Annotated in this window: 18 protein-coding genes; 6 read left to right on the forward strand and 12 right to left on the reverse strand. The window is 71.9% G+C overall.

Annotated features, from left to right (window positions below; genetic code table 11):
* The first annotated feature begins 74 nt into the window (after window positions 1-74).
* Together MKK70_RS18140 and MKK70_RS18145 are read left to right on the forward strand one after the other, a co-directional pair.
* Window positions 75-389, forward strand: coding sequence for a PadR family transcriptional regulator (locus MKK70_RS18140; protein ID WP_056250390.1), 315 nt, complete (start codon window positions 75-77; stop codon window positions 387-389).
* Window positions 377-823 carry a hypothetical protein gene (locus MKK70_RS18145; RefSeq protein WP_056250388.1) on the forward strand — a complete coding sequence of 149 codons (447 nt, stop codon included), beginning with the start codon at window positions 377-379 and terminating at the stop codon, window positions 821-823. The genes MKK70_RS18140 and MKK70_RS18145 overlap by 13 nt, the downstream gene beginning before the upstream one ends.
* A gap of 359 nt (window positions 824-1182) precedes the next feature.
* Here the strand turns inward: MKK70_RS18145 and MKK70_RS18150 are convergent, their stop codons facing one another.
* Together MKK70_RS18150 and MKK70_RS18155 are read right to left on the reverse strand one after the other, a co-directional pair.
* Window positions 1183-1767, reverse strand: a complete 585-nt coding sequence (locus MKK70_RS18150) for a TadE/TadG family type IV pilus assembly protein (RefSeq protein WP_147726298.1) — start codon at window positions 1765-1767, stop codon at window positions 1183-1185.
* On the reverse strand, window positions 1764-2321 hold the full coding sequence (locus MKK70_RS18155) for a TadE/TadG family type IV pilus assembly protein (protein WP_243949237.1): 558 nt from the start codon (window positions 2319-2321) through the stop codon (window positions 1764-1766). Before MKK70_RS18155 ends, MKK70_RS18150 begins: the two co-directional genes overlap by 4 nt.
* A gap of 580 nt (window positions 2322-2901) precedes the next feature.
* Between MKK70_RS18155 and MKK70_RS18160 the strand changes: the two genes are divergently transcribed.
* Genes MKK70_RS18160 through MKK70_RS18170 form a run of 3 tightly spaced genes read left to right on the forward strand, consistent with a single transcriptional unit; the run spans window position 2902 to window position 8145 of the window.
* On the forward strand, window positions 2902-4314 hold the full coding sequence (locus tag MKK70_RS18160; protein WP_279603704.1) for a pilus assembly protein: 1413 nt from the start codon (window positions 2902-2904) through the stop codon (window positions 4312-4314).
* Window positions 4315-4351: 37 nt separating this feature from the next.
* Window positions 4352-5389 carry an HD-GYP domain-containing protein gene (locus MKK70_RS18165; protein ID WP_243949239.1) on the forward strand — a complete coding sequence of 346 codons (1038 nt, stop codon included), beginning with the start codon at window positions 4352-4354 and terminating at the stop codon, window positions 5387-5389.
* A gap of 44 nt (window positions 5390-5433) precedes the next feature.
* Window positions 5434-8145: an ATP-binding protein gene (locus MKK70_RS18170; RefSeq protein WP_243949240.1), complete on the forward strand. Its 2712-nt coding sequence runs from the start codon at window positions 5434-5436 to the stop codon at window positions 8143-8145.
* A 10-nt stretch (window positions 8146-8155) separates the two neighbouring features.
* Here MKK70_RS18170 and MKK70_RS18175 read toward each other — a convergent pair whose 3' ends face one another.
* Entirely contained in the window at window positions 8156-8923 is a 768-nt protein-coding gene (locus tag MKK70_RS18175; protein WP_147726303.1) for an NAD kinase, read from the reverse strand.
* A gap of 104 nt (window positions 8924-9027) precedes the next feature.
* On the opposite strand from MKK70_RS18175, the gene cutA reads away from it, so the two are divergent.
* Window positions 9028-9360, forward strand: coding sequence for a divalent-cation tolerance protein CutA (cutA, locus tag MKK70_RS18180; protein WP_147726304.1), 333 nt, complete (start codon window positions 9028-9030; stop codon window positions 9358-9360).
* On the opposite strand, the gene MKK70_RS18185 is transcribed toward cutA, so the two are convergent.
* The 9 genes from MKK70_RS18185 to croR form a co-directional block, all read right to left on the reverse strand.
* Window positions 9339-10484 carry a glycosyltransferase gene (locus MKK70_RS18185; protein WP_243949242.1) on the reverse strand — a complete coding sequence of 382 codons (1146 nt, stop codon included), beginning with the start codon at window positions 10482-10484 and terminating at the stop codon, window positions 9339-9341. The two genes, cutA and MKK70_RS18185, sit on opposite strands and share 22 nt — an antisense overlap.
* Window positions 10484-11254, reverse strand: coding sequence for a lysophospholipid acyltransferase family protein (locus MKK70_RS18190; RefSeq protein ID WP_147858456.1), 771 nt, complete (start codon window positions 11252-11254; stop codon window positions 10484-10486). Before MKK70_RS18190 ends, MKK70_RS18185 begins: the two co-directional genes overlap by 1 nt.
* A 126-nt stretch (window positions 11255-11380) precedes the next feature.
* A complete protein-coding gene (locus tag MKK70_RS18195; protein ID WP_147729536.1) occupies window positions 11381-12907 on the reverse strand; it encodes a phytoene desaturase family protein in 1527 nt (508 codons plus the stop codon).
* A gap of 109 nt (window positions 12908-13016) precedes the next feature.
* On the reverse strand, window positions 13017-14216 hold the full coding sequence (locus MKK70_RS18200; protein ID WP_147858439.1) for an ABC transporter permease: 1200 nt from the start codon (window positions 14214-14216) through the stop codon (window positions 13017-13019).
* On the reverse strand, window positions 14213-15178 hold the full coding sequence (locus MKK70_RS18205; RefSeq protein ID WP_147858438.1) for an ABC transporter ATP-binding protein: 966 nt from the start codon (window positions 15176-15178) through the stop codon (window positions 14213-14215). Before MKK70_RS18205 ends, MKK70_RS18200 begins: the two co-directional genes overlap by 4 nt.
* Window positions 15179-15186: 8 nt before the next feature.
* Window positions 15187-15627 (reverse strand): DUF2141 domain-containing protein, encoded by a 441-nt coding sequence (locus MKK70_RS18210; RefSeq protein ID WP_409567267.1) that lies wholly within the window; start codon window positions 15625-15627, stop codon window positions 15187-15189.
* Window positions 15628-15665: 38 nt separating this feature from the next.
* Complete coding sequence (locus tag MKK70_RS18215; protein WP_147729199.1) at window positions 15666-17243, reverse strand: phytoene desaturase family protein; 1578 nt, start codon at window positions 17241-17243, stop codon at window positions 15666-15668.
* 85 nt (window positions 17244-17328) lie between these two features.
* Window positions 17329-18186 carry a TrmH family RNA methyltransferase gene (locus tag MKK70_RS18220; RefSeq protein WP_147858437.1) on the reverse strand — a complete coding sequence of 286 codons (858 nt, stop codon included), beginning with the start codon at window positions 18184-18186 and terminating at the stop codon, window positions 17329-17331.
* A 30-nt stretch (window positions 18187-18216) separates the two neighbouring features.
* On the reverse strand, window positions 18217-18693 hold the full coding sequence (gene croR, locus MKK70_RS18225; RefSeq protein ID WP_147727936.1) for a 3-hydroxybutyryl-CoA dehydratase: 477 nt from the start codon (window positions 18691-18693) through the stop codon (window positions 18217-18219).
* Window positions 18694-18704 lie beyond the last annotated feature (11 nt).

Raw genomic sequence — 18704 nt, forward strand, 5'->3', positions numbered from 1 at the left:
TCGGAAGGACCAGGGACTAGACAAGCGTAGTCGAAAGTCGATATAGGGGGCTATGTCGACTTTCGAGGTACACCATGGCTGAGGACGTCCGGCTCTCCGACACGACCCTGCGCGCGCTCAAGTTCCTGCTCTCGGCTCCCCTTGAGGGGAGGTCGGGCGCGGAGATCAGCAAGTCCGCCCGCATCGGGTCGGGGACGATGTACCCCATGCTCGCCCGGCTGGAGACCGCCGGCTGGGTCGAGGGGAAGTGGGAGGAGGTGGAACCGAGCGAGGCCGGGAGGCCGAGGCGACGGTTCTACACGCTGACGATGGCAGGGCGCGCCCGGGCCCGTGCCGCGTTCGCCGAGTACCAGGTCGCGCCGGAAGGAGCCCTCGCATGGAACTCCTGATCGGGCTGCTCATGAACATCCTGGGCGCGGACCTCTACGACCGCTGCCCGAGGCTCGCCCGCTTCCTCATCCGCAAGGCGGCCGCCCGGCTGCCGGAGGGCAAGCGGGAGTCCTACGCCGAGGAGTGGTCATCGCACCTCGCCGACTGCGACACCAAGCTCGATCAGCTCCGGCATGCTCTCGGCTGCTGGTGGAGCGTCGGCGGGATCCTGAGGACCGAGCCGCAGCCAAAGCGGGCTTACAGCCTCGACGCGCTCATCCTCGGCTCCGGCCTCATGCTGGTCGGATCCACCGCGGAGGCGATCATGTCCGCGATGGCCGGCGCGCCCTGGCTGTACCTGGTGAGCTACCTGTTCCAGATCCTGCCGGGAGCCTTCGTCGTCGTCCTGGGGATCCGGATGCGTCTGAAGGATGGGCGGTACGTGTATATCTGACGCCCGGAGCGGGGTCCCGGAATGGCCCCGCAATTACGAAATCCGGCCCGCATGGCCGTGCATGGCGCTCGATCCAATCGAACGGCGTTGCATGGGAATTGACGGGCCGGACGCCGGTCCCTAGGAAAGTTGCGGCGGGGTGAGAGCCTTGCCAAGGTTGGGGTCGAGGGTTCGAATCCCTTCGCCCGCTCCAATTCAGGTACTGATCGAACTGCAAGAGCTGGCTCAGGCCGGCTTTTTGCGTTTCGGGACCGTCTTCGGAAATCGCGGCCTTTCATGATCGAGCCGGCCGTCGCGCCTCGTGCGTGTGGGCCGCGCCTTCCCGCTCGATCATCGCGGCGCGCGCGATGCGTCTTCGTTCAGAATGCCGCGCAGGGCTTTCCGCCGGGCAGCACGACTTCCTCGCGCCCGAGATAGGTCTTGCCGGCCCGCACCGGCCAGGTCTTGCTGACCACGAACGTCCAGCGGTTCAGGACGGGGAAGACGCCGAACACGGCGGTGTAGGGCAGGCGCAGCTCGGCCATCACCAGACGGTCCCCGGGGCTTGCCGTTCCGGCCGGCGCGGGGCCGATCGTCGAGCCGGCCGCGCGCTGCGTGTCGTTGCGCGCGACGCTGGAGCAGACCTTCGCCACGGGGGTCGACCCGTCGAGGTAGATCCCGCCGGCGGTGAGCACGATGCCTGCACGGCCGAGGTCGTACGGGCTCGAGACGGCCTGTGCGGCGGCGTAGACGTCGGCGATGTCGGTCACGTCGGCGCGCGAGATCAGGTCCGCCATCGTCGTCGCCGCGAGCGAGACCCGGCGCCCCGTGGTGATCGCGCGCGGAAGCTCGATCGAGGCCATGAACATCAGGACCAGGATCGGGGCGATGAAGGCGAACTCGACGCCGCTGACGCCGCCTTCCGCACGCGCGAACCGCCCGAGGCCGCCCCGGCCCGCCGTCATTGGCAGGGCTTCGCGTCGTAGGCTTCCGCCCGGAAGATCACGGTCGAGACGAGGAGCTGGCGGTTGTCGGCGAGGCGACGCCCGGTGAAGTCGAGGAACGCGAACAGCCGCAGGATCGGGACGGCCGCGCGGATCGCGATCACGTCGTCCCCCGTCGGGCACTGGAACTGGGTGCCGAAACTCTGCGAGACGGTCTTGGTCTGTGTGTCGTAGGGCTCGGACACCTGCGAGCCCTTGAAGGTCTCCGCCCGCGTCACGTCGAGGCGGACGTCCCGGCAGGCGAAGAAGAGGCTGGAAGTGCCGCACATCAGCTGCCGCAGGCGCTGTGCCGGATCCGAGCCGTCGGCCCGGTCTTGGAACTCGCCCGTCCGCAGCAGGCGCGAGGCCCGGTCGACGGACACGTCGAGGGTCTGCTGGGCCAGCACGACCACGCCGGATTCGGCGACGACGCCGAGCAGGGCGATGAAGGGCAGCGCCAGCATCGCGAACTCGACGGCGGCGACGCCGCGACGGTCGCCCAGCAGGCCCGCCCGGATCGGAGCCGCCGCGGACACGAACCGGACCCGCGCCCATGCGTGAACCGATGCGCGGCGAAGCCACGCCCGGAGATCCGCAGCGCGAACGGCGATCGAGCCGACGGGTCCGGGCCGATCGATCGGCAACGTGCAGCGTGTCCTGGGCGTCCGACGCATTCTCGGCCTGAAGGGCATCGGATCGCCGATCGTCGGCCCGGTCCTACCCCGAATGGACCGCAGTCTACGGTGGTAGAGCTTTAAAATTCCTGAGGCCGGGCAAGGCAATCGCAGCGGCGACGACGCGATCCGAGCGGCGAACAGGCCTACAACCTGGGGTAATACCGATATTCGATGCCGGCCGGGCGCTACGGTCGATATCGTCGACAAACCGCCGCAAAATTCTACCTGTAGATGTAGATTCAGGCTCGATCCTGCAACGGTTCTCGTCCGGAGACGAGCATCGACCCTAATAATTCAATCCTTGATTGTTTTCATCAAGTCCTGCACGCCAGACGCGATCACTCTGCGCCCGCCTCCATCCGATCGGATCGAGAGGGCCTTTCATTAATCCGAAGCCTGTAGACCCGTCGGTTCAAGATGGGCCGAGGAGGCGGTCGGGATGGGGAGCGGGTGGCGAACGGGGCATCGCGGCGGCGTGGCGTTCGCGTCCGCGGCGTCTCGCTTCCGGGCGTTCGGAGCCGACGGACGCGGCGCCGTGGCCGTCATCTTCTGCCTCTGCGCGACGATGCTGCTCGGCCTCGTCGGCGGCGGCGTCGACTATGCGCGCCTTGCGGCCCGGCGGAACCAGTTGCAGGCCGCCGTCGACGCCGGAGCGCTCGCCGGCGGCAACGCCCTCAAGCTTGCCCTGTCGAGCACCGCCGCGGTGGTCGGCGTCACCGAGCAGACGGTGCGATCGGAGGCAAAATCGCCGCCGGACCGGCCGCTGACCGTGCAGGTCACGGTCGCGCCCGACAAGACCAATGTCGCGGCGATCGCCGCCGAGAGCTACAATCTGTCCTTCGGCAGCTTCGTCGGGATGCCCGCCGCCAAGCTCGCGGTGAAGGCGCAGGCGAGCGTCGTCGGTCGGATGCGCCTGTGCATGCTGGCGCTCGACCCCTTCGCCGCCGGCGCGTTCAACCTGCAGAAGAACGCGCAGGTCACCGCCACCGATTGCGCCCTCTACTCGAACTCCGTCTCGGGGACGGGAATGGTGGGCCAGGACAACGCGATCGCCAAGGCGCAGACGATCTGCTCGGCCGGTGGCTACCTCGGCGTGCGCGCGAACTTCAGCCCGACGCCGCAGACCGGGTGCCCGGGGATCGAGGATCCGCTGAAGGACCGCGCCGCGCCGCCGATCGGCGCCTGCGCGACGCTGCCGTTCCCGCTCAACCTGCTCAACGTGCGCGCGATCAAGACGATCGACAGAGACATCACCCTGGAGCCGGGCACCTATTGCGCCGGCCTGCACATCACCAAGGACGCCGTCGTCACGCTGAAGCCTGGCATCTACGTGATGAAGGACGGTCCGCTCGTCGTCGACAAGAAGGCGACGCTCACCGGCACCGACGTGGCCTTCTACTTCACCGGGAACAACGGCGGCCTGGTCTTCGACAAGAAGACCACCATCAGCCTGACCGCCCCCACGACCGGGATCATGGCTGGTTTGCTGCTGTCGGAGGATCGCGGGGTCATCCTGCCGATCGATCCGACGGCGCTCGTCGAAACCCTGCTCGGGGACATCATCAGCCCGACGCCGCCGCCGCTCGCCTTCACCAAGCCGGTGCGGACCTACCGCATCATCAGCGACAACGCCCGCACCATGCTCGGCACGATCTACCTGCCGGCGGGCCGCCTTGTGATCGACGCATCCAGGCCGGTGGCCGACCAGTCGGCCTACACCGTGATCGTGGCCCAGCAGATCAACCTCTACGAAGGCCCGAACCTCGTCCTCAACGCGAATTACGGCGCGACGAGCGTGCCGGTGCCGAAGGGCGTCGGCCCGGTCTCCGGCCGGCTGCTGCTGACGCAATGACGACGGGCCCCCTTCACCGCCGACGGGATGGAGCCTCATGCTCGCGCTGATCCTCGATGATGCGGAACTCAACAACCTGCTCGTCGTCCAGGCGCTGAAGCCCGTGCCCGACTGCGAGCCGGTCGAGTTCACCTGCCCCGTCGCGGCGCTGGCGTTCCTGCGCGACAACGTCGAGCGCATCGGCATCGCCATCACCGACTACGACATGCCGGGGATGACCGGGCTCGAGTTCATTGCGGCCGCGCGCGGCGTGGAGGGCTTCGCCCACGTGCCGATCGTCATGGTGACGAGCATGGACCAGCGCACGATCCGCCGGCAGGCGCTCGATGCCGGCGCCACCGACTTCCTGGGCAAGCCGTTCGACCCCGCCGAGATCCGGGCGCGCGTCGGCAACCTGATGAAGATCAGCCACGCCCACCGCCAGGAGCAGGACCGCGCGGCGTGGCTGGCGCGCGAGGTCGCCGCCGCCGTCTCGGTGATCGAGGCGCGCGAGCGCGAGATCATCGACCTCCTGATGCGCGCGGCCGAGCACCGCGACACCGACACCGGCAACCACATCGCGCGGGTTTCGACCTATGTCGGCATCATCGCGAGGAACCTCGGCTTCGACGCCGAATATTGCCGCCTCCTGAGCCTCGCCTCGACGATGCACGACGTCGGCAAGATCGGCGTGCCCGACGCGATCCTGCTCAAGCAGGGCGCGCTCTCGGTCGACGAGCGCAGCGAGATGGAGAAGCACGCCGAGCGCGGCCGCCGCATCCTCGAAGGCAGCACCTCGAACGTGGTTCAGCTCGCCGCCGAGATCGCCGCGAGCCACCACGAGCGCTGGGACGGCACCGGGTATCCGGCGGGCCTGGCCGGCGAGGCGATCCCGCTGTCGGGCCGCATCGTCGCCGTGGCCGACGTGTTCGACGCCCTGGTCTCGGAGCGGCCGTACAAGGAGGCCTGGTCGCTCGAGAAGGCGCGGGCGCTCCTGTCCGACAACGCAGGCTCGCACTTCGACCCGGCCTGCGTCGCGGCGTTCCTGGCCGGCTGGGGCGAGGTCGAGCGGCAATGGCTGCGCGCAGCCGCGTGAGCCGTCGCGATCGGATGCGACGTTCGAAGGAAGGCCGGGGCACGATGCGTTGGAAGGCACTGGACCCGCGGCGGTCCCTCGCGGGCCGGGTCGCCTGGGCGGTCGTCGGCGCCGTCGCGGTGGCGCTCCTCGTCGCGACCACGCTCTCGGTCTGGCGCGAGGTCGACCGCTACGCCGCCGACAAGCGCGAGGCCCTGCGCACGGTCGCGCGCGTGCTCGCGCAGAGCGGCGCCGGCGCCATCGCGAGCGACGACGCGGATGCGGCCGACACCACCCTTCGGGCGATCGCGCGTAACCCCTCGCTGGTCTACGCCGCGCTGATTCGCCCGGACGGCAGCATCCTCGGCGAGCAGGGCATCGGGCTCAGGCTGTCGAACGACCTCGACCTCGACGCCGCCGAGCAGCCGTCGCTCCTCGCTCTGCTCCTCACCCGGACCCTCAAGGTCGGCGAGCCGGTGCTGGAGAACCAGCGCGAGATCGGCCGGGTCGTGGTGGTGGCCGAGACCGGCGACCTCGCCGACCGCCTCGGCGGCGTCGCGCTCAACGCGCTGCTCGCCGGCCTCGTCGCGGTGGCCGTCGGCCTCGCGGTCTCGCTCAGGCTCCAGCGCGCCGTGACGCGGCCGCTGACCGCGCTCGCCGGCACCATGGACGCGGTGCGCTCGCGCCACGACTACAGCCGACGGGCCGACGTCACCACCGACGACGAGGTCGGGGCCCTGGCCCAGACCTTCAACGACCTGCTCGGCGCGGTGAAGGTCCGCGACCGGCAGCTCGCCGCCTACAGCACCGGGCTGGAGGAGGAGGTCCGCGTGCGGACCCACGATCTCAGCGAGGCGCGGGAGCAGGCGGACGCCGCCAACGCCGCGAAATCCACCTTCCTCGCCACCATGAGCCACGAGATCCGCACGCCGATGAACGGCATGCTGGTGATGGCCGAGCTCCTGGCCGCCACCGACCTGCCGCCGCGCCAGCGCCGCTACGCCGAGGTGATCGCGCGCTCGGGACAATCGCTGCTGGCGATCATCAACGACATCCTCGACTTCGCGAAGGTGGAGGCCGGCAAGCTCGAATTAGAGCGCGCCGCGATCAGCCCGGCCGAGATCGCCGACTCGGTCGTCACGCTGTTCGGCGAGCGCGCCCGCACGGCCGGGCTCGACCTCGCGGCCGAGATCGGCGCGGACGTGCCCGCCGGCATGGTCGGCGACCCGGTGCGCCTCGGCCAGGTCGTCAGCAACTTCGTCTCCAACGCCCTCAAGTTCACGGAAGCGGGCCACGTCCTCGTCCGCATGAGGACCTGCGACGGCGGGCGGATGCTGGAGATCGCCGTCGTCGACACCGGCATCGGCATTCCGCAGGACAAGATCGCCGGGGTGTTCACCGCCTTCACCCAGGCCGACCAATCGACCACGCGCCGCTTCGGCGGCACCGGCCTCGGCCTCTCGATCGCGGAGCGCCTGATCGCGGCGATGGGCGGCGGCGTCGGCCTCGAGAGCCGCGTCGGCGAGGGCTCGACCTTCTGGGCGCGGATCCCGATCGAAGCGCCGGAGACGGCCGAGACGATCCGCCGGTCGGCCGAGGCGCCGAAGGGCGTCGTGCTCGCCGGCCTCGGCGGTGCGACATGCGTGGCGCTGGCGGCGGGCCTCGTCGAGGCGGACCTCGCCCCGCTTGCGGACACCGCGCCGGATCGCGCACCCTGGATCATGGATGCGGCCGAGCTGCTCGCGCGGGGGCGCCGCCCGGACGCGGCCCTGCGGGTGGTCGCGGTGGTGCCGATGGGCGATCCGGCCGGTCAGCAGGCGCTCCGCGCCGGGCTCGCCGACGAGGTCTTGCGCTGGCCCGTGGTGCAGGCAGAGTGGCGGCCGGTGCTGGCAGCGCTCGCCGCCGACCGCCCGTTCGCCGCGAACGCGCCGCGTTCCACTACCTCCGCCGACGCCCTGCCGCGCTTCCCTCAGGCCCGCGTGCTCGTCGCCGACGACAGCGCCGTGAACCTGGAGGTCGCGATCGAGGCGCTGGCGCGCTGCGGCGTGACGGACGTGATCACCGTCGGGGACGGCGCGCAGGCGATGGCCGCGAGCGCGGCCGCCCATTTCGATCTGGTCCTGATGGACGGCAGCATGCCGGTTCTCGACGGGTTCGAAGCGACGCGCGCGATCCGCCGCCGCGAGGCCGAGACCGGCGCCGCCCGCCTGCCGATCGTCGCGATGACCGCGCACGTGATCGGCGACGGAGCGCTCGCGTGGCAGGACGCCGACATGGACGGGACGCTGGCAAAACCCTTCACCCTGGCCCAGCTCGCGCAGGTGCTCGGCCGCTTCGTCGTGGCCGACGCGCCCGGTGCGGACACGCTTGCGTCCCGGGTGGACGCCTTCGACGAAGCAGGCTCGGACCAGCCTTCCGCCCCCGGGCTCCTCGACAGCGAAACCCTCGAAGGCCTCGCCGAGATGGGCGACGGCGCCTTCCTGGCGCGCGTGCTCGGCCTCTACACCGGGCAGGCGCCGGCGGCGCTGACCGCGCTGGAAGCCGCGATCCCCGGAGGCGAAGCCGGCACCGTCGCCAGCGCCGCCCACGGCCTGAAGTCGATGAGCGCGAACATCGGCGCGACGCGGCTGGTCGGGTTGCTCGCCGCGGTCGAGGGCGGGGCTCGGAGTTCGGGCACCATCCCCGATGCGGGGCAGATGGCGGAGATCCGTGCGGCGTTCGCGGAGACTTTGTGCGCGCTCGCCGCTTACGGGGCGCGCAGGGATCTCGCTGCGTAGGCGAGCGCCTTCAGCCGAACTGCTCGCGCAGGATGCGCTCGTCGAGGCTGTGGCCGGGGTCGTGCAGCAGCACGAGATCGGTCTCCCGGTCGAGCCAGGTGTCGACCATCGACACCCGGCGGAACTCGGTGTGGTCGGCCACCGCCGCGACGGGCCTATGCTCGGCGTCGAGCACCTCGATCCGGATGTGGGCGTGGTCCGGCAGCAGCGCGCCGCGCCAGCGCCGGGGCCGGAACGCCGAGATCGGCGTCAGCGCCAGGAGCTTGGCATTGAGCGGCAGGATCGGGCCCCCGACCGACAGGTTGTAGGCGGTGGAGCCGGCCGCGGTGGCGGCGAGCACCCCGTCGGCGATCAGCTCGGGCAGCCGCACCTGCCCGTCGACCGAGATCTTGAGCTTGGCGGTCTGGTGGGTCTGGCGCAGCAGGTAGACCTCGTTGATCGAGCGCGCGCGGTGGCTGCGCCCCTCGGTGTCGTGCGCCTCCATCAGCAGCGGGTGGACGACGCTGCGATGCGCGGCCTCCAGGCGCTCCAGGAGGGTATCCTCGCGGAACTCGTTCATCAGGAAGCCGACGGTGCCGCGGTTCATGCCGTAGATCGGCTTCTTCGCGTCCATGAAGCGGTGGAGCACCTGCAGCATCAGGCCGTCGCCGCCGAGGGCGACCACCACGTCGGCCTCCTCGGGCGCGACGTGGTCGTAGCGCCGCATCAGGGCGGCGGCCGCCTCGCGGGCGTCGGGCGTCGGGCTCGCGACGAAGGCGACCTTGTGGAAGCGCGGCATGCGTGACCCGGACCCACCTGAGTTGACGCGGAGCCGGAGCGGGGCTCAATCGTGCGCGTGCACCATGCTTCGTGCGTGCGCCCAGTCGTTCAGAGAGCCATAGCATGGAGCGTCCGCTCCTCGTCTATACCACGTTCCCCGATGCCGAGACGGCGCTCGCCGTCGGCGAGACGCTGGTGCGGGACAAGCTCGCCGCCTGCGTCAACGTGCTGCCCGGGATGCGCTCGGTCTACGCCTGGAAGGGCGCGATCGAGCACGGCAGCGAGGTCGTCGCGATCGTGAAGACGCGCACGGGCCTGTCGGACACCCTCGCCGCGGCCCTGAAGGCGCGCCATCCCTACGAGACGCCGATCGTCCTGCACCTCGCGGTCGCCGAGGCGGATGCGGAGACGGCGGCGTGGATCCTCTCGGAGACTCAGGCGCCGCCGGTCGGATAGCTGCGGCCCTTCCAGACGGCGGCGCCGGCGCGCTTGCGGCGCAGCAGCACGTTCCACTGGATCGCCAGCGCGACCACGACCGCCGCGGGGTGGAGCGGGATGGTCGCGGCCGGCTCGTCGGTCACCAGGGTGATCGCCGTGCGGGTCGCCAGCGAGACGGCGAGCGCCGCGAACGCCAGGAACCAGGTCGCAGCGTCGAGGCCGCCGAGGAGGCCGGCCAGCACCAGCACGGGCGGGAGGACGTGGCCGAGGCCGAGCAGGGCGGTCCAGACCGGCAGCGCCACCGGCGTCGCCATGCCCTCGTGGGCGTTCTTCGAGAACCCGGCCCAGCACTGCGAGAATCCCGCATACATCCGGCAATCGGCGAGCGCGTGCCCGGCGACGAGGTCGGTGCGGTGTCCGGCCGCGCGCAGCAGCCGGGGCAGCTTCACCCCGTCGTGCAGGAAGCGGCGGATGGCGCCGTGGCCGCCGATCGCCGCGTAGGCGTCGCGCCCGATCAGGAGGAGCTGCCCGCAGGCCGTGCCCAAAGCCGGGCGCATCGAGGCGCGCATCATCGCCACCGGCAGGTAGCCGACGAGCAGGAAGTTGATCATCGGCACGGTGAGCTTCTCGCCAAGCGTACCCATCACCTGCCGCGGCACCGCGCTGACGAGGCCCGATCCGGTGCGGCGGGCATGGGCGACGAGGCCGGCCGCCGCGAACGGCTTGAGCCGCACGTCGGCGTCGACGAAGAGCAGATGCGCGCCACGTGCCTCGCCGGCGAGGTGGGCGCAGGCGTGGTTCTTGCCGGTCCAGTCCTCCGGCAGCGGCGGCACAGGCACGAGGCGCAGGCGCGGCTCGCCGGCGGCGATGCTCGCGACGATCTCGGCGGTGGCGTCGGTCGAGTGGTCGTCGCCGACCAGCACCTCGACGGCGACGCCGACGCCGGCGAGCGCCGCCCGAACGGTCGCCGCGATATGGGCGGCCTCGTTGCGCGCCGGGATGAGGATCGAGACGAGGCCCGCCTCCGGCCCGTCCGGCTCGGGCGTGCGCAGCAGCGTCAGGTTCATCGCGGCGAGGACGGCCGGCAGGAGCGCGGCCGCGAGCGCCAGGATCGCGAGGGCGGGCAGCACGAGGTCGACCATCAGCGCTGCGCTTCCTCGGCCCGGGTCTCCCGCCCGGCCGCGGCCCGGTGGCCGGCCTCGAAGCGCCGCCCGCGCAGGGCCGCCGCCATCCGCCGCCAGCCGTCGTACAGGCCGCCGACGCCCTGGCGCCCCGCGGCGAGGTCGTGGAACCGCGCCGGATCGCGGGCGATCACGTCGGCGCTCAGGCGATCGAGGACGGCGGTGAGGTCGGCCTCCAGCCGCGCGAGGCGCTCGCCGCGGGGCAAATCGCCCAAGGTCCGCCCGGACACGGGTTGGCCGAAGGCCGCGCAGGCCTCGGCGCCGCTCTCGTCCCAGAACGCGTATTCGAGCGCCAGCGGCACGAACTGCGCGTCCGGCGCGATCTCGGCGAGCCGGGCGACGCCGGCGCGCAGGGCAAGCGGCCGGCTGCGCACGTCGGCGAAGCGCCCCTGGGCGGTGATCCAGAGCACGCTCGCGGGCCGGGCCAGGATCTCGCGCGAGGCCGCCATGAACTGCGCCGCGCCGCGCGGCGTGTCGAGGTCGACGCCGAACGCGCCCATCCGGCGGAAGACACCGTAGCGTTCCAGCATCCGCGCGTCGAACGGCGCGTAGCTCGACCGCTCGGGAAACAGGCGCCCGGCGAGCAGGATGATCACCGCCGCATCCCACCAGGCCGGATGGTTGCAGTAGACCACCACCGGCCCCGGGCCGAGCTCCGGCGCCGCCCCCCAGCGCGCGAGGCGCAGGGCGTTCATCCGCCGCCGGAGGAAGCGATCGAAGTAGGCGACCATGAACCGCCACACCACCGGCGAGGCCGGCGGCGGCGCCCGGAACCGGCGGCTGCGATCGGGCGCATCGGCCATGGGTTCAATCCCGGACCGGACCGGGCGGCAGGATGCCGGGTGCCGCTTCGCCGGTCACGCGGATTCGCGCAGCTGCCCGCGGGCGTCGGCGTCGTGCGCGTCGGCGGCGATCCAGCCCGACATCATCACCATCGGCATGCCCGGCCCGGGATGGGCGGCGCCGCCGGCGAGGTAGAGGTTGCGCACCTGCCGCGAGCGGTTGCCCGGCTTGAACGCGCCCATGACCTTGCCGTGGGAGGCCAGCCCGTAGATCGCGCCGTTGAGCACGTGGTAGCGCTCGTGGATGTCCTGCGGCGTGAGGTGGCGCTCGACGACGATGCGCTCCTCGAGGTCGGGCATGCCGGCCGTGCGCTTGAGCTTGTCGAGGATCACCTGCCGGTAGGCCGGGAACATCGTCTTCCAGTCGTGGTGCGGGCGCAGGTACGGCGTGTGGACCAAGACGTAGAGCGCCTCGCCGCCCTCGGGCGCCACCGACGGATCGGTGGAGGAGGGCGCCGCGAGGTAGGCGGTCGGGTCCGGGGCCGGCTCGCCCTTGCGGTAGATCCAGTCGAACTCCTCCTCGGGGTCCTTGGAGAAGACGAAGTCGTGGTGGTTCAGGTGCTCGTAGCGCTTGTTCAGGCCGAGGTAGAGCACCACGCCGGAGCAGGCCGGCTCGGGGTTCTTCTTCGCGTAGGCCTTGCCGGCGTCGCCGCCGACCAGTTCCTTATAGGTCCGCACCGAATCCATGTTCGAGATCACCGCGTCGTAGGCGGTGGTGCCGGACTTGGTCCGCACGCCCTTCACCGCGCCGGCCGAGACGTCGAGGCCCAACACCTCCTCGCCCGGCTTCAGCGTCGCGCCGAGCTCGGTCGCGAGCTTGGCCAGCGCCTCGGCGACGGCCCGTGTGCCGCCCATCGGGTACCAGACCCCCTCCGCCGTCTGCATGTGCGCGATGGCGCAGAGCACCGCCGGCGCGCCGTAGGGCGAGGAGCCGACATACTGCACGAAGTGGTCGAGCATCTGCGCCAGGCGAGCATCCTTCACCTTGCCGCGGATCGTGCTCGCCACCGAGGCGTGCATCCGCAGCGCGAGCACGTCGCGCAGGGTCCCGGGGTTGAGGTTCGCGCGGACGTTGATCGTGTCGAACAGGTCCTCCACCGGCTTCCAGAAGAAGAATTTTTCCGAGATCTGGTGCAGGTTCTCGGAAACCTCCAAGAACTTCCTGTAGCCCTCGCCGCTCCCGGCGCCCGGCGCGAAGCGATCCATGTCGGCGGCCATGCGGGCGACGTCCTGCATCAGGTCGATGCGGGTGCCGTCGTCGAAGAAGCAGCGCCACTGCGGATCGAGCCGGCGCAGGTCGAGATAGTCGTGCAGGTTGCGGCCCGCCTCGGCGAAGATGCGCTCCAGCACGCGCGGCACGGTGAGGATCGTCGGCCCCATGTCGAACCGGAAGCCGCCCTCGTGCAGCACCGCGGCCTTTCCGCCGAGCCAGTCGTTCTTGTCGTAGACCGTGACCCGGTGTCCGCGCGCCGCGCTCACGCAGGCGGCGGCCAAGCCGCCGAGCCCGCTGCCGACGACGGCGACCGTGGAATCCTGGCTCATGGCGTTCGATACTCCCGGCACGCCCGCGACGACGGCGTCCCCTCGATTGAAGCTAGGCAGAACCGATCGGCGGTCAACGCGCCACCGGGTCGCGCCGGGTCGACCATCGTCATGCCGTCCGCCGCGAAACGAGCATCAAGGCGGCCCCGAGCCCGGCCAGCCCGATCGCCGACAGCACGCCCCAGGCAGCCAAAGCCGCGGCGGCGCCGTCGCCGAGGGCGCCCTGGTAGGCCTCGATCGCCCAGGCGTTCGGCGTGAACCAGCCCGCCTGCTGCAGCCAGGGCGGCATCAGGAAGCGCGGCACCATGCTGCCGCCGACCGCCGAGAGCAGCAGCACGCCGAAGGTCGAGGCGAGGTGCGCCTGCTGGCGGGTCGCGGCGGCGGCGCAGGCGGCGAGCGCGAGCCCGGCCGCCATCGCCGAGACCAGCGCGCAGGTGACGAGGAAGGCCGGCCAGTGCGGGCCGATCTCGACGCCGTAGAGCAGGGCCGCGGCCGCGAAGATCAGCCCGGCCTGGGCGACGCCCTGCACGGTGAGGAAGGCGAACTTGCCCAGCACGATGACGCCCAGGCCGCCGGGCCCCGCCATCAGCCGGTCGGCGAGGCCGGTGGCGCGCTCCTCGGTGAGCGACATCGCCCCCTGCATCGCGGCGAACAGCAGGAACACCGCGGTGATCGCACCGGCATAGTAGCGCACGCGCTCGTTGGCGGCGCCTTCCGCGGTGCTGCGCCGCTCGACCAGCGAGGCGAAGCTGAACGGCTCCTTCTTCGCGCGCTGCTCGGCGAAGGCCTCGTCGAGGAAGGCGCGCTCGTCGGCGCCGATCTTGCCGCTGCGCTCGACATCGGCGACGACCCGCGACAGCACCACGTCGGGCAGCGCCTCGTTCAGCACCCGCTGGAGCTGGCCGAGGGCGATCGGGGTGGCGAGCGCCTTGGCCGGGCTCTCGACCAGCACCACCGGCTGCTCGGACGCCGCACCGGCCACCGGTGCTGCGAGGTCGCTGCGGATCACCAGCGCCACGTCGACGTCGCCGCGGCGCACCGTGGCGACGATTCCGGCCAAGTCGCGCTCGGGCAGGCGGGTGACGCGGAGCGACGGGTCGGCCTCCAGGGCCTTCATCAGGCGCTCGGTGGTGGCGGTGCCGGCGAGGTCGGCGAGCCCGAGATGGATGCGGATGCGGTCGCCGATCGCGCCCGAGAAGATCGCGGCGAAGATCACGAAGATGACGGTCGGCAGCACGAAGGCCATCGTCAGGGCGGCGCGGTCGCGGATCAGGCTGATCCACATCACGCGGAAGGCGGCGCCGATCATCGCGCGGCCTCGGCCAGGCGCAGGCCCGCGGGGCCGCCGTCGAGGGCGTCGAGGTAGAGCGCCTCGAGGCCGGGCGCGCGCACGCGGACCTCGTAGGCCGGCACCGCCTGCGCCCGCAGCGCGTCGAGCAGGTCCGCGCCGTCGAGCGGGCGGGCGAGGCCGGGGGCGGCGCGCCAGACCAGGGGGGTGTGCGAGGGCGCGAACCCGGCGCGGCGCAGGGCCTCGTCGGCGGCGGGGCCGGCCGGCAGGCTGAGGGCGACCTCGCGCTCGGGAATGCCGGCACGAAGCTCGGCCAGCATGTCCGCGAGCGTACCTTCGCGGACGATGCGGCCACCGGCCATGAAGGCGGCACGGTCGGCGAGGCGCTCGGCTTCGGCGAAGTCGTGGGTGGCGATCAGGATGGCGGTGCCCTCTTCGCGCAGGCGCCCGAGCACGGCGTGGATCGCGGCGCGGGCGACGAGATCCACCCCTTGCGTCGGCTCGTCGAGCAGCACCAGGGCCGGCCGGCACATCAGGCTCGCCGCGATGTTGACCCGCCGCTGGTAGCCGCCCGAGAGCAGCCCGACCGGGCGCCCGGCCGCCTCGGCGATGTCGGTGAGCGCCATGGCCTCCGCCACGGCCATGGCGCGCTCACGCCGCCCGATGCCGGCGAGCTGCGCGAACACGCCGAGATTCTCGGCGACGGTGAGGCGCGGGTAGAGCGCGATCTCCTGCGGCACCCAGCCGATCGCCCGCCGCGCTGCGCGCACCCGGAACGGATCCTGGCCGCCGACCCGCACCGTTCCGGCCTGCGGCGCGAGGCGCCCCGCGATCAGGCGCATCAGCGAGGTCTTGCCGGCGCCGTTCGGCCCGAGCAGCGCCAGGATCTCGCCCGCGCCGAGGACGAGATCGACCGCGTCTAGCACGCGTCGATCGCGATAGGCGAGGGCGGCGCCCGCGACGCGGACGAGAGGCTCCGTCACGCGGCGCCTCAGCGTCGGGGCAGGGCGCGGGCGAGGCCGACCCGCAGCGCGGTCCCGGGTTCGCGCAGGTCGAAGGCGGCCTGCGCGAAGGTCGGGCGGGCCTTGAGACCGACGCCCCCGGAGAAGCCGTAGGGCTCGATCGGCAGGCCGAGGCCGGTCCGGTCGAGCTTGCGGTTGCCGTTGACGTCCTCGAACGCCGCGACGGCGTAGCGGCCGGCCGGAACGTCGCGGAACACGACGTTCACCGTCCCGCCGCGCGCGGTCAGCTCCTGCCCGAGGCTGCAGGCCTCCTCGGACAGGCCGCCCTGGCACAGGGCGACGGACACGGAGGTGCCGGGGTCGGCCCCATCCACCACCACCTCGACGGTGGCCGCCGCCGCCGGCAGGGCGACGACGACGGCCACCGCGGCGAGCGCGAGGCGCCTCGGGGCGCGGCCGGAATGCGGAATGGGAGTCGGCGTACGGAGCGTGCGGGGCCCAGCGACGCTCACGAGGTCTCGCCGCCGGTGGCGAGCGCCGCGGTCTCGGGCACGCCGGAGGTCTCGGCGACGCGGGCGCCGGCCAGCTCCTCGATGAGCAGGCGGGCGGAGATGCGCGCGCCCTCGTAGATCACCGGCAGGCCCGAACCCGGATGCGTGCCGCCGCCGACGAGGTAGAGCCCCGGCCCGAAGCGGTTGTGCGGGCGGAAGTACAGCATCTGCATCAGGTCGTGGGCGAGGTTGAAGGTGGCGCCCTCGTAGACCGCGAACTCGTCCCGCCACTCGACCGGGTCGACGATCCGCTCGAAGCGGATGCGGCTCTCGATGTCGTCGAGACCGAGGAGCTTCAGGCGTTCCAGCACCAGGGCCCGATAGGTCGCACGGGTGGCGGGCCAGTCGATCCCCGCCTTCAGGTTCGGCACCGGCACGAGGACGTAGAGGGCGGTATGGCCGGGGGGCGCCATGCCGCCGTCGGTGTAGCCGGCATGCTGCACGTAGACCGAGGGCTGCATCGGCAGGATGCCGTCGGTGATCTCGCGGATGTTGCGCGCGTAGTCCTCGGCCAGGAGGATGGTGTGGTGCCCAAGGGTCTCGGGCATCTTACCCTCGATGCCGAGGTACATCATGAAGGTCGAGCACGAGAGGCGCGCCTTCTCGATCTTCCGGTCGCGCCAGCGCGGGCGGTGCACTTCGGGGACGAGATCCTGGATCACCTGCGCGAAGTCGCCGTTGATCACCACCGCGTCCGCGGCGATCCGCTCTCCGTCCACGATCACGCCGTCGGCGCGCTTGCCGTCGAAGGTGACGCGCTCGACCGAGGTCCCGAGCCGGATGTCGACGCCCATGCGTCGGCAGAGGCCGGCCATCGCCTCCGAGATCGCGCCGCACCCGCCGACCGGGTGGTAGACCCCGTGCTCGTATTCGAGGAACGACAGGATCGTGAACAGGCTCGGGCAGCGGAACGGCGACATGCCGAGGTACTTGGTCTGGAACGCGAAGGCGAGGCGGACCCGCGGATCCTTGAAGTAGCGCTGCAGGTCGCGGTCGACGCTGCGGCCGGGATGCAGGTGGGGCAGCGCCCGCAGCATCCCCGGGCTCGCCATGCTGCGGAGGGTGTGGAACGCCTGCTCCAGCACCGGCTTGAAGAACTTCAGCTTGACCCGGTTGTCGGCGAAGAACTGCTTGACGTTCTTGGCGTCGTCGGGCGCGATGCGGGCGATCTCGGCTTCGAGGCGGTCCATGTCGCCGGTGGCGCGGATCTCGCCGCCGGCCTCGAACACGAGGTGGTACTGCGGATCGAGCCGCTCGAGCTTGACGTGATCCTCCAGCCGCTCGCCGCAACTGTCGAAGATGTCGGCCAGGATCTGTGGATAGAGGAAGAAGGTCGGGCCGATGTCGAACTTGTAGCCGCCGGGGGCCTCGACCGTCTTGGTGCGGCCGCCGACCTGCTGGTCCTTCTCGATCAGCGTGACCTGAAGGCCGGCGCGCGCCAGCAGCAGGGCCGTGGCGAGGCCGCCCGGCCCGGCACCGACGACGACGACCCGGCGCCCGGACAATGTCCGCAGGCCCTCCCGTGACTGAAGCAACGCGCCCGACTCCCAGACCAGAACCACCCGGCGGACGACCGGCTCCCGCCCGGTCCACCTGCTGTCAAGCTAGCTCGCCGCGGGGTCAAGGCAATGGGTGCGCATTGTCGCGCGCATCGCGCCCCCCGCCGGAGAGGCGATGCAGGGCGATCGCGCCGGCGGTGGCGACGTTGAGCGAGTCGAAGCCCGCCGCCATCGCGATGCGCAGGCCGCGCATCCGCGCCAGCACGTCGGCCGGCAACCCGGGGCCTTCCGTGCCGAGCAGCAGCAGCGTGCGGGCCGGCGCCGTCAGGTCGGCGACGTCCTCTCGCCCGGACGGGCTGAGCGCCAGCGGCTCGAGGGCGAGGGCGCGGGCGGTCGCGAGCCAGTCGGCGCCGGGATCCAAGCGCGCGAAGGGCACGGTCAGGGCGGCGCCGGCCGAGACGCGGATCGCCTTGCGGTAGAGCGGATCGCAGGTGCCGGCGTCGAGCAGCACCGCATCGGCACCGAAGGCCGCGGCGTTGCGGAACAGGCCGCCGACGTTGTCGTGGTTGGTCAAGCCGGCCAGGCCGACGACCAGCGCCGGGGCGGGCGCCGGCGGGACGACCGCGTCCGCACGCACGCCGTCGCCGCGAATGCCGACGGCGAGCACGCCGCGATGGATCGGGAACCCGGCCACCGCGCTCATCACCGCGCGGTCGGCGACGAAGACTGGCGGCGTGCCGGGGCCGGCCTCGATCGCGGCCGCGAGGCCGGCGACGCGCTCGGGCAGCAACAGGATCGATTCGGTGCGGAAGCGGGCCTGCGGCGACAGCATCAGCCGCAGCGTGACCTCGCCTTCGACGATGAAGCGACCGGCCCGCCCGACGAGGTCGCGCTCGCGCATCGCCGCATAGGGGGCGAGGCGCGGATCGGCCGGATCGGTGATCGGGATCGGCTGCACGGACCGCGCGTCGGCGGACATGCGGTCGGCGGCCCTAGGGTCCGGCTCCGCTCACGCCGGCGGACGGCCGCCCATGCGGATCGCCAGCGGGTCGGCCTCGGCCTTGGTCGGCACCTTCACCAGGGCCTCGCCGTCGAGCACGACCTCGCCGGCCACCGAGCAGGTGCACTTGAGGCGCGCGCGGCGCCGCTCGGGCACGAGCTCGGCTACCTCGACGGTCACGTCGACGGTGTCGCCGATGCGCACGGGCGCGCGGAAGTTCAGGGTCTGGCTGATGTAGACCGCGCCGGGGCCGGGGAGGCGGGTGCCGAGCACCGCTGAGATCAGCCCGGCGGTGTAGAGGCCGTGGGCGATGCGGGTGCCGAAGGGCGTGCGCGCCGCGAAGTGCTCGGACAGGTGGATCGGGTTGCGGTCGCCGGTGATCTCGGCGAAGCCGATCACGTCGGAGGAGGCGATCGTCTTCGACAGGGTCTCCGAGAGCCCGACTTCGAGGTCCTCGAAGTAGAGAACGCGCAATTCGGGCAACATCTGAGACTCCT

Origin of the sequence: Methylobacterium sp. E-041 (assembly GCF_022829665.1) — a bacterium.
GTDB lineage: Bacteria > Pseudomonadota > Alphaproteobacteria > Rhizobiales > Beijerinckiaceae > Methylobacterium.

What these genes read in the sequence shown, in the direction of transcription:
- MKK70_RS18195 (WP_147729536.1), bottom strand. Translation starts at nt 12,907, where the DNA reads ATGAGCCAGGATTCCACGGTCGCCGTCGTCGGCAGCGGGCTCGGCGGC.
- MKK70_RS18220 (WP_147858437.1), bottom strand. Translation starts at nt 18,186, where the DNA reads ATGTCCGCCGACGCGCGGTCCGTGCAGCCGATCCCGATCACCGATCCG.
- MKK70_RS18200 (WP_147858439.1), bottom strand. Translation starts at nt 14,216, where the DNA reads ATGATCGGCGCCGCCTTCCGCGTGATGTGGATCAGCCTGATCCGCGAC.
- MKK70_RS18185 (WP_243949242.1), bottom strand. Translation starts at nt 10,484, where the DNA reads ATGGTCGACCTCGTGCTGCCCGCCCTCGCGATCCTGGCGCTCGCGGCC.
- croR (WP_147727936.1), bottom strand. Translation starts at nt 18,693, where the DNA reads ATGTTGCCCGAATTGCGCGTTCTCTACTTCGAGGACCTCGAAGTCGGG.
- MKK70_RS18175 (WP_147726303.1), bottom strand. Translation starts at nt 8,923, where the DNA reads ATGCCGCGCTTCCACAAGGTCGCCTTCGTCGCGAGCCCGACGCCCGAC.
- MKK70_RS18150 (WP_147726298.1), bottom strand. Translation starts at nt 1,767, where the DNA reads ATGACGGCGGGCCGGGGCGGCCTCGGGCGGTTCGCGCGTGCGGAAGGC.
- MKK70_RS18190 (WP_147858456.1), bottom strand. Translation starts at nt 11,254, where the DNA reads ATGGTCGCCTACTTCGATCGCTTCCTCCGGCGGCGGATGAACGCCCTG.
- MKK70_RS18165 (WP_243949239.1), top strand. Translation starts at nt 4,352, where the DNA reads ATGCTCGCGCTGATCCTCGATGATGCGGAACTCAACAACCTGCTCGTC.
- cutA (WP_147726304.1), top strand. Translation starts at nt 9,028, where the DNA reads ATGGAGCGTCCGCTCCTCGTCTATACCACGTTCCCCGATGCCGAGACG.
- MKK70_RS18145 (WP_056250388.1), top strand. Translation starts at nt 377, where the DNA reads ATGGAACTCCTGATCGGGCTGCTCATGAACATCCTGGGCGCGGACCTC.
- MKK70_RS18140 (WP_056250390.1), top strand. Translation starts at nt 75, where the DNA reads ATGGCTGAGGACGTCCGGCTCTCCGACACGACCCTGCGCGCGCTCAAG.
- MKK70_RS18160 (WP_279603704.1), top strand. Translation starts at nt 2,902, where the DNA reads ATGGGGAGCGGGTGGCGAACGGGGCATCGCGGCGGCGTGGCGTTCGCG.
- MKK70_RS18170 (WP_243949240.1), top strand. Translation starts at nt 5,434, where the DNA reads ATGCGTTGGAAGGCACTGGACCCGCGGCGGTCCCTCGCGGGCCGGGTC.